General features: G+C 50.4%; 10 protein-coding genes and 1 tRNA gene. 1 reads left to right on the top strand and 10 read right to left on the bottom strand.

All coding sequences use genetic code 11. From position 1 onward, the window contains the following. Positions 1–48: 48 nt before the first annotated feature. Positions 49–315 carry a hypothetical protein gene (locus ACZ25G_RS02805; RefSeq protein WP_463681466.1) on the bottom strand — a complete coding sequence of 89 codons (267 nt, stop codon included), beginning with the start codon at positions 313–315 and terminating at the stop codon, positions 49–51. A gap of 34 nt (positions 316–349) precedes the next feature. Continuing rightward, positions 350–436: transfer RNA gene (locus ACZ25G_RS02810), tRNA-Leu, on the bottom strand. A gap of 609 nt (positions 437–1,045) precedes the next feature. Between ACZ25G_RS02810 and ACZ25G_RS02815 the strand changes: the two genes are divergently transcribed. Then, positions 1,046–1,588: a stage II sporulation protein M gene (locus ACZ25G_RS02815; RefSeq protein ID WP_463681467.1), complete on the top strand. Its 543-nt coding sequence runs from the start codon at positions 1,046–1,048 to the stop codon at positions 1,586–1,588. 55 nt (positions 1,589–1,643) lie between these two features. Here ACZ25G_RS02815 and ACZ25G_RS02820 read toward each other — a convergent pair whose 3' ends face one another. The 8 genes from ACZ25G_RS02820 to trxA all read right to left on the bottom strand — a co-directional run bounded on the left by ACZ25G_RS02820 (position 1,644) and on the right by trxA (position 9,547). Then, positions 1,644–2,720, bottom strand: coding sequence for a 6-phosphofructokinase (locus ACZ25G_RS02820; RefSeq protein ID WP_342681032.1), 1,077 nt, complete (start codon positions 2,718–2,720; stop codon positions 1,644–1,646). A 201-nt stretch (positions 2,721–2,921) separates the two neighbouring features. Next, positions 2,922–3,590, bottom strand: a complete 669-nt coding sequence (locus ACZ25G_RS02825) for a sigma-70 family RNA polymerase sigma factor (protein WP_463681468.1) — start codon at positions 3,588–3,590, stop codon at positions 2,922–2,924. Between the two features lie 36 nt (positions 3,591–3,626). Beyond that, positions 3,627–4,064, bottom strand: a complete 438-nt coding sequence (spoIIAB, locus tag ACZ25G_RS02830) for an anti-sigma F factor (protein ID WP_463681469.1) — start codon at positions 4,062–4,064, stop codon at positions 3,627–3,629. Positions 4,065–4,080: 16 nt separating this feature from the next. Next, positions 4,081–4,392, bottom strand: coding sequence for an anti-sigma factor antagonist (locus tag ACZ25G_RS02835; protein WP_463681470.1), 312 nt, complete (start codon positions 4,390–4,392; stop codon positions 4,081–4,083). Between the two features lie 167 nt (positions 4,393–4,559). Further along, complete coding sequence (locus ACZ25G_RS02840; protein ID WP_463681471.1) at positions 4,560–5,843, bottom strand: bifunctional folylpolyglutamate synthase/dihydrofolate synthase; 1,284 nt, start codon at positions 5,841–5,843, stop codon at positions 4,560–4,562. Positions 5,844–5,905: 62 nt separating this feature from the next. Then, the gene (locus ACZ25G_RS02845) at positions 5,906–8,524 is read right to left on the bottom strand and encodes a valine--tRNA ligase (protein ID WP_342681036.1); all 2,619 of its coding nucleotides are present in this window, start codon (positions 8,522–8,524) and stop codon (positions 5,906–5,908) included. 299 nt (positions 8,525–8,823) lie between these two features. Further along, the gene (locus tag ACZ25G_RS02850) at positions 8,824–9,216 is read right to left on the bottom strand and encodes a desulfoferrodoxin family protein (RefSeq protein ID WP_342681037.1); all 393 of its coding nucleotides are present in this window, start codon (positions 9,214–9,216) and stop codon (positions 8,824–8,826) included. A gap of 19 nt (positions 9,217–9,235) precedes the next feature. After that, complete coding sequence (gene trxA, locus ACZ25G_RS02855; protein WP_191483051.1) at positions 9,236–9,547, bottom strand: thioredoxin; 312 nt, start codon at positions 9,545–9,547, stop codon at positions 9,236–9,238. Positions 9,548–9,730 lie beyond the last annotated feature (183 nt).

The following is a 9,730-nucleotide window of genomic DNA, read 5'->3' on the forward strand; positions in this document are numbered from 1 at the left end:
CTCCTGCCGGACATTGGTGTTTTCCATCTCTTTACCTCCCTTGTAACTTTAGCGCCCTTTTTCGGGATATGAAAAAAGGCGCCAACCCTTCAGCCTGTTGGCTGAGAGATTGACGCCTTTGGCACTCTGATTTTTGCCGGATATGAAAATGGCGCCCTTTTTGAAAAATCTCATTTCAAAAAGGGCGCTGTGGATTTCTAAAGGATCTGGGGGTTCGAATCCTGTCAGCTTCTGTGAACCCCCCGTTTGGATCTTTTGTTTTACCTCTGAATTTTGAGGGCCAAAAATCTCCGAAAAGCCCGATACCATCGGCATTTCTGCCGATGGTATCCAAAGTGGGTATTCTTTTTGGTGCCGGTGGCGGGGGTCGAACCCGCACCCTGTTGCCAGGACTGGATTTTGAGTCCAGCACGTCTGCCAATTCCATCACACCGGCCTATTCGTGATAGCCTTTATATTATACAAAAATTACAGTCCAGAATCAAGAGGCAATTGAAAAAAAGTAAAATCTCCGAAGAAGATTCTTCGGAGATTTTACCGTTCATTTTCGCCTGTACTATAATTTAACCATTTTATCTGGTTTCATTCCACAGATAGAGCATCAGTCTCCTCGGCCTGTTGACACCTGATAATCTGATAAGCCTCACCTATTTTCCCAAATCCAGCTGTATGTAGGAAACCCCTGCCAGATCTCGCTTGATCTCAAAATTCAATATCAGTAATTGTTATTATTATAATAACTTTTCCTTTCTACTTTGTCAACTATTTTCGAAATAATAAATTGTGCCTGCTGTTTGAAAGATATGCAAGTTATTCTCATCCCTTTCCACGCTAGATTTCTTTGGGATATTCGTTTTTTTACGAGAGTCCTTTCTATCTTTCACAGAATTTGACTTGATTTTCCTGTGTGCTGCCTCCATAATAATAGATAAGCTTTCATCTAATTTGAAAAGGAGGAATCAATATGGATAGTTCCACAAGTCGTTCTCTCCGCCCCGGATTATTTTTCCGAAGGGAGCTCTTCAAAATCTTTTGGATCTCCCTCGTGATTTTTTTCCTGTGCTGGGCTGTCTCCTATTTTGTCTTTTACAGCAATCAGGATCTGACCGCAGGGTTGTTCAATACCATCTCCCAGATGTTTCAGGAAAACGGTGTCTATACCGAAAGCGGTGGTATTTCTTTTTTTGCATTGCTTTTTAACAATATTCGGGCATCAGCACTGATGGCCATTTTGGGAATTATTCCCTTTTTGTTCCTTCCGGCTATCATTCTTGGTTATAATGCGGTAATTATCGGCATTGCCTGTGCCTTTTCTATGGCAATGGGAACCGGGGTATCCTTCTTGGTTCTGGCGCTGCTGCCCCATGGTATCTTTGAAATCCCGGCTTTGATTCTCTCTGCCGCCCTGGGCATTTATCTGTGTAAGGAACTGGTTAAAAAATTGGTGGGAAGAAGCAGGCTGGCCTCCTTCAGCGGCGTTTTTCTCTCTATGCTTCGCTTTTATCTCTGCGTTATTCTGCCTCTCCTTGTCGTGGCAGCTCTGGTGGAAACTTATATCACCCCCTGGTTGCTGACAACATTGCTGTAAAACATATAAAAAGAGCCTGCTTTTAGCAGGCTCTTTTTATATGACACGGATCTTTTTAGTCTCCCATGCTGATGCCCAAATCCCGGGCGGACTGAATAAGCTCACAGTCCACCGGCACTTTTTTCAACTTGCCTGCCACCTCGCTGAGAGGAACAGGTACAATGCATCCGTTTTGCAGTGCCACCATATTGCCAAACTTTTCTTCTTTGATGAGCTGGGCCGCCGCTGTTCCCAAACGGGTGGAAAGCACACGGTCGTAGGCGCAGGGGCTGCCGCCTCTCTGGAAATGTCCTGGAATGGTGACCCGGATCTCCTGTCCGGTTCTCTCTCCCAGTTCGCGGGCAAGCCGGTAAGAAATGGAGGGTTCCACCATCTGGGCGCGGGAAGCCTTGAATTCTTTCTTGGACATTTTTGCTTCTTCTTTAGAGAGGGCTCCCTCCGCTACTGCCAGAATAGAAAATCCTTTTCCAGCCTTGTTGCGGTCTTTGATCACCTTGGCTACCTTGTCTGCATCATAGGGGATTTCGGGGAGCAGAATGACGTCTGCCCCTCCGGCAATGCCGGCATGAAGGGTCAGCCAGCCCACCTTGTGGCCCATAATTTCTACGATGAACACCCTGCCGTGGGAGGTAGCTGTGGTGTGGATACAGTCGAGAACATTGGTCGCGATGTCCACAGCGCTTTGGAATCCAAAGGTAGCGTCTGTTCCCCACAGGTCATTGTCAATGGTCTTAGGCAGCGTCACCACATTGATCCCCTCTTGGCTCAGGAGATTGGCTGTTTTATGGGTCCCGTTGCCTCCCAAAATGACCAGACAGTCAAATTTCATCTTTTTGCAGGTTTCCTTCATGCGGGCCAATTTGTGTACATTGTTTTCATCCGGCACCTGCATCAGTTTAAAGGGCTGCCGAGAGGTGCCCAAAATTGTACCGCCCCGGGTCAGAATCCCTGAAAACTCCGATTCTTTCATGGGATGGCAGTCTCCCTCAATCAGTCCACGGTATCCGTCCCGAATGCCGTAGATCTCCACATCCTTCCCCATCTCATGATATAAGGCTTTTGCCACGCCTCGCAGTGCCGCATTGAGTCCCTGGCAGTCTCCGCCGCTTGTGAGCATACCAATTCTTTTCATAGGATTCATCCTTTCTTTTTCATACGCTCTGATCTCGTAGAATATTAAATCCTTGTCTACTTCAAGTATAAGATATAAATATAGGAATATCAACTAAAAATTTCTTTTTTACCTTCTTTATTCTGTCCATTTCTCTGTGCTCTCAATGAAATAAATACCAAATCTCTCATGAAAAAGCGTCCGGATTCCCACCGGACGCCTTTATCCTGTCAGCTGCTGGCGCAGGCTGCCCAATATTTTCTTTTCCCTTCGGGAAACCTGAACCTGGGTCATTCCCAACACTTTTGCCACCTCAGTCTGGGTTTTCCCGCCAAAATAGCGCATGACAATCAGCTTCCGATCCCGTGCATCCAGAGTGGTGATCACCTCCCGCAAAGATAAAAGATCTGACACATTCTCTTCATGGGAGGCAACGGGGATATCAAATTGTCCTCCACCCTCCTCCTCGTTTTCCGTCAAGGAGACCGGCGGCTGGGCAGCGCCTACCGCCTCCACCACAGCGGCCGCATCGACCTGCAGCTGCTGGGCCAATTCGGATACGGTAGGTTCTCGGCCTAATTTCACCGCCATCTGCTCCCGGGTTCTGACACATTTGAGGGAGAGCTCTTTGAGGGTACGCCCCACCTTTACACTGCCTCCATCCCGAAACAGCCGTTTCATCTCTCCCAGGATGACTGGCACTGCATAGGTGGAAAATTTGACCCCCCGCTGGGTGTCAAAGGCGTCTGCCGCTTTGATGAGCCCCATGCAGCCTGCTTGGAACAGATCGTCGTATTCAATGCCACGCCCCTTAAATCGATGGGCGCAGGAGTGGACCAGCCCCAGGTTGTTTTCAATCACCTGTTCCCGGGAACTTTCCTGTGTTTTCAAAGCCATGCCCCCTGTCCAAAGTTATGTAGAGGCATCTTATTTTCCCTTTTCCCCTATTTTTTTGGTTAGGGTAACTACTGTTCCTTTGCCCAAGGTGGAACGGACAGTGACTTTATCCATAAAGGATTCCATAACAGAAAACCCCAGTCCAGCCCTCTCTTCTCCTGGTGCGGTGGTAAAAAGAGGCTCCATGGCCTGCTTGACATCCGCAATACCGCAACCCCGATCCTTGATCTTGATCATGAATACCCGATTCTCTAATACCCGGGTCTCGATATAGATGGTGCCTATGGTGTCCCGGTAGGCGTGGACAATACAGTTGGTCACCGCCTCGCTGACCGCCGTCTTAATATCGGCGATCTCCGCCACTGTCGGATCCAGCTGGGCTGCAAACGCAGCTACAGCAGAGCGTGCGAATCCTTCGTTGACAGATTTTCCGGGTATCTTCAGTTTCATTTCATTGATGATATTCATCCCTTGCTGTCCTCCTCTATTTTTTGTCATCCATCTGCGCCACACGGTGTAATCCCGCAATCTGCATTACCTTGCGGATGTTTCCATGGGCACCCTGTATCCTTACCTCCCCGCCAAAGGACTTCATCAGCCGTACCCGGCCCATGACCAGCCCAATGCCGGAGCTATCCATAAACCCTACATCAGAAAAGTCTAAAATCATGGTTTTCGGCCGTACCCGTTCGGCCACTCTATCGATCTCCTCCCGCAGTTCCCCGGCACAATGATGGTCAATTTCGCCAATGAGAAATACCATCATCAGCTCCTGGGATGTCTCTATTCTCAGCATTTTGCTTCCCCTCCTTATTGCCACACATTATTGTACTGCTTGTCCTCATTTACCATGTTATCCGGCGTCCCAATGACGGCAAACACAAAAATCCGATACCATATCTCTATGGTATCGGATTTCCCATAAAATATTGGTCGAAGCAGGTTCGCCCTTTTGCTCTTCTTTTATCGATTTTGGAGGATTGCCGTCATCTTTTCCCGCATGGAGGTGGCAAGATAGAGAGAGCCGCAGATAAAAAGGGCATCCTCTGGCAAAAGCCCTTCCATAGCAAAGGAAATCGCTGCGTCATAGCTTTCAAAGGCTTCCGTCTCCTGACAATAGGGCCGAACCAAATCTGCCAGCACCTTGGGGTCTAAAGCTCGGGGATTTTCCGGCCGGATGGCGGCAAATTTCTTCACATGGGGCGCCATGAGGGCAGCGCAGGCCTGGTAATCCTTATCAGAAAGCATACCCATGATAACGGTAACCTTTTTATCCAAAGACGCCACCACCCTCTCCATGGCCTCCATGCCAGACAGGTTATGCGCCCCATCCAGGACAATAAGGGGCGAGCGGCTGAGCACCTCCATCCGGGCCGGAAAGCGGACTGAGGCCAATCCTTCTTTGATGGCGGTATCAGAAAGAGCATATCCCTTACTCCGAAGGGCCAAAAGGGTCTCCACAGCGGTGATGGCGTTGGCGATTTGGTGCTGCCCCGCCATCGAAAGCTCCAGCTCCATGTCCCGGTACACAAACCGGGAGCCCAGCATATTCTCTTCCAATATCTCCGCAGAGGCAAAGTTGCCCATCATGAAAAGGTTCTCGTTTTCAGCGGCATGCTCCATAATCACCGCCAACGCCTCCGGCTCCTGAAGAGGATAACAGACGGTAATGCCGTGGGGCTTGATGATCCCGCATTTTTCCATAGCGATTTGGGAAAGGGTATGGCCCAATATCTCCACATGATCCAGGCTGATGGAACAGATCACCGACGCTTCCGGTGTGCCAATAACGTTGGTGGCATCGAATCTTCCTCCCAATCCCACCTCCAGGCAGACAATGTCGCAGCCCCGCTCATAAAACCAAAGAAAGGCCGCCGCCGTAATAGCCTCAAACTCCGTGATAATCTCATCCTTGGCCGCCATGGCTTCGATCTCCGGCCGCACCCGGTCCATAAGGGCGGAGAGCTCATCTTTGCCGATCATTTCCCCGTCAATCTGCATCCGCTCCCGAAACTCCACCACATAAGGGGAGATATACTGCCCGGTCCGGTATCCCGCTTTGGATAGGGCGGCCGCGATCATCGAGGTGGTAGATCCTTTCCCATTGGTCCCTGCCACATGGATAAACTTGAGCTTATCCTGGGGATTTCCCAGCCGCTCTAACAAGATGCGGATTCTCTCCAATCCCGGCCGCGAGCCAAACCGGAGCAGTGAATGGATATACTGCAGTGTTTCTTTATAGTTCATGGCTTCTCCTCACCAAAAGAGGCCAGCCCATCCGGCCGGCCTCTCTTTTGTTCTGTTATTTTCTAGAGTGCTTTGAGGCTTTCCTCAATCTTAGCAAGGCGCTCTTTGGATTTCGCCAGCTTGTCTCTAATTTGGTTCACCACATGTTCCGGCGCTTTGGAGACGAAGTTTTCATTTTGCAGCTTCTGCTCGTTCATGGCAATGTCTTTTTCGCAGGAAGCCTTTTCCTTCTGGAGCCTTGCCCGCTCCTTCTCCTTATCCACCAGCTCATCCATGGGGATCAGGGCACGGGCAGCATCGGTGATGACCTGTACGGCCCCTTCTACCTGGAAGGATTCCGCTACCTCCACGTCAGAGGCGGAAGCCAGACGCTCTATAAACATCTTGCACTGGGTGAAAACATCCACAAACTTTGTCTCAATAAAGACACGGGCTTTTTTCTTGGGAGGTACGTTCATCTGGGCCCGGCAGTTACGGATGGCACGGATCATCTCCATAATCTTGGTAAAGTCCTTTTCCTCCGTCTCAAAGCAGAGAGCAGGATCAAATACCGGCCAGGGGGAAACCATAATGCTCTCGCCCTCATGGGGCAGAGCCTGCCAAATTTCCTCGGTGATAAACGGCATAAAGGGATGCAGCAGTTTCAGGATGCCGTTCATCACATAGACCAGCACCTGCTGAGCTGCCAGAGCAGTCTCCCCTCCAGCCTGCAGGCGGGTTTTGGTCAGCTCAATATACCAGTCGCAGAAGATATCCCAGACAAAATCATATAGCTTCTGGACCGCGATGCCCAGCTCAAATTTATCCAGGTTATCGGTGACCTCTTTGACCAGGTTGTTATAGATGGAAAGGACCCATTTGTCCTCAATGCAAAGCTCGCCCGGGAGCTCCGGCTTTGTCAGCTCGTCGGAAAGGTTCATCAAAATAAACCGGGAAGCATTCCACAATTTATTGGCAAAGTTACGGCTGGCATTGACCTTATCCTCCGAAAAACGCATATCATTGCCGGGGCTGTTGCCGGTGGCCAGCGTAAAGCGCAGGGCGTCGGCGCCGTACTGGTCGATGATTTGCAGCGGATCAATACCATTGCCCAAGGATTTGCTCATCTTGCGGCCCTGGGCATCCCGTACCAGACCGTGGATCAGTACCGTCTTAAAGGGCACTTCTCCCATGTGCTCCAGTCCCGAGAAGATCATCCGAGCCACCCAGAAGAAGATGATGTCATAACCGGTAACCAGGGTGTCGGTGGGATAGAAGTATTTCAGTTCCTCCGTCTGTTTCGGCCACCCCAAGGTAGAGAAGGGCCACAGGGCAGAGGAAAACCAGGTATCCAGGGTATCCGGATCCTGGGTCAGATGGGTACTGCCGCATTTGGGACAGGTCTTAGGCTCATCCATGGCGACTACAGTTTCTCCGCAGTCGTCACAATACCAGGCCGGGATTCTGTGTCCCCACCAAAGCTGACGGGAGATACACCAATCCTTGATGTTCTCCATCCAGTGGTAATAAATCTTGTCAAAGCGCTCGGGGACAAACTTGGTCTTGCCCTCCTTCACCGCTTCCACAGCAGGCTTTGCCAGAGGCTCCATCTTGACAAACCACTGTTTGGAAACTCTCGGTTCCACCGTGGTATGGCAGCGATAGCAGGAACCTACATTGTGGGCATGATCTTCCACCCGGACCAGATATCCCTGTTTGTCCAGTTCCTCAACAATCCGTTTTCTAGCCTCATAGCGGTCCAAGCCTGCATACTCGCCGGCATTTTCATTCATGGTAGCGTCATCGTTCATAATGTTGATGACAGGCAGATGGTGCCGCAGTCCCACCTCAAAGTCGTTGGGATCGTGGGCTGGGGTGATCTTAACTACGCCGGTTCCAAAATCCATCTCCACGTAGCTGTCCGCCACGATGGGGATTTCCCTGTCGGTCAGGGGGAGTTTCACCATCTTGCCCACCAGATGTTTATACCGCTCGTCGTCGGGATGGACGGCCACCGCAGTATCGCCTAACATGGTTTCCGGACGGGTGGTAGCAAGTTCAACAAACTGGTCAGTGCCCACAATGGGATAGCGCAGATGCCAGAAGTGGCCCGCCTGCTCCTCATATTCTACCTCGGCATCCGAGATGGAGGTTAAGCAGTGGGGGCACCAGTTAATGATTCTTTCACCCCGATAGATGAGGCCTTTGTTATAAAGGTTGACAAATACGGTTTTGACCGCTTCGGAACAGCCTTCATCCAACGTAAAACGTTCCCTCTCCCAGTCGCAGGAGGAGCCCAGTTTTTTCAGCTGTTCGATAATGGTGCCGCCGTACTGTTCTTTCCATTTCCAGGCCCGCTCTAAAAAGCCTTCCCGGCCCAAGTCCTCCTTGGTCAGGCCCTCTTTCTTCATGGCCTCTACAATCTTGGCCTCAGTTGCAATGGAGGCATGGTCGGTACCCGGCATCCACAGGGTAGAATATCCCTGCATCCTCCGGTAGCGGATCAGGATATCCTGCAGTGTTTCATCCAGGGCATGCCCCATATGAAGGACGCCGGTGATGTTTGGCGGCGGAATGACGATGGTATATGGTTTTTTGTTATGATCCACCTCAGCGTGAAAATATCCGCCGGCAAGCCAGAAGTCGTAGGTCTTGTCCTCCACCTGCTTGGGATCATACACCTTGCCTAATTCTTTTGCCATGTTGATGATTCCCTCCCATTTTTATCCGCCGGAATGGCCCGGCTTCCCTTATCAAAATACGCGCCATACCGGCGCGCAGGGATTTGCAAATCTTTGCGCTTTGGCTTTCGCCCGTCTTTCTCATTCCGCGAGACAAAACAAAAGCCATTCTTATGCGCAAAATACTAAATTATATTATCCCTTAGGAAGCCCCTGGTGTCAAGTGGAATTTCTGGACTTTCCCCCATCAGAGCACTCCAATATTCCGCGATTTCAAAAGCGGGCAGGAATTGTTCTCCTGCCCGCTTTTGAAAGATGACTTATTTTTCGATCATAGTCCGCCACAGACCGTGGAGATTGCAGTATGCATAAGCTGAAACCGGCTCGTCGTCTGTCAGGGCAAACTCTGCTTTTGGCGCCTCGTCAGGACACAGCCCCTTTCTCTGGCCGCCGTGCTTTGTCTCCAGGTAGATCCACTGGATAGAGTGCTCTTCGGTCATGGGATGATGGGTGCTGCCTACCTCTACAGAAACCTTGTCGCCTTCTACCTTGACCACCGGCAGGTGTTTTTCCCCTGCTGCCTCGGTGGAGTTAGCTACCAGTTCCTGCATAGGCTCACCACAACAGATGATGGGAACCCCCGCGTTGTGGATCATTCCCACCAGGTTGCCACAATGCTTACAGATGAAAAATCTTTGATCGTGCTGTGCCATAGGTATATCTCCTTTCTCTTTAGGACAACATGTCCAAAATTTCCTGTTTGCTTTTCGTCCCCACCGCATTTTTCACAATTTGGCCGTCTTTCACCACCAGCAGGGTAGGAATACTCATGACGCCATAGCGGGCAGCAAGCTCCGGCTCATCGTCTACGTTAACCTTGCCCACCTTGACCCTTTCCGCCGTTTCCTCTGCTACCTGGTCAATAATAGGAGCCACCGCCCGGCAGGGTCCGCACCAAGGCGCCCAGAAATCCACCAGCACCGTCTTTTTCGCGTGGAGGACTTCCTCCTCAAAGTTTTCTTTGGTAAAGTTTTGAATTTTCATTGCCTTTCTCCTTTGGATCTATTTTCTCTCTGGTAGTGTGCCCATTCCAAGGAGATTTAGCAAAATGGATGCCTATTCTTTCGTTTCTCTTGATTGCTGGGGAATCGATTCCTGGGAGGTGTTTTCTTCCTGCAGCGCATCCTGCAAAAGCTTGCGCATAGGTGAAGATGTAGGAACATCTCC

This window comes from Zongyangia sp. (genome assembly GCF_965361945.1).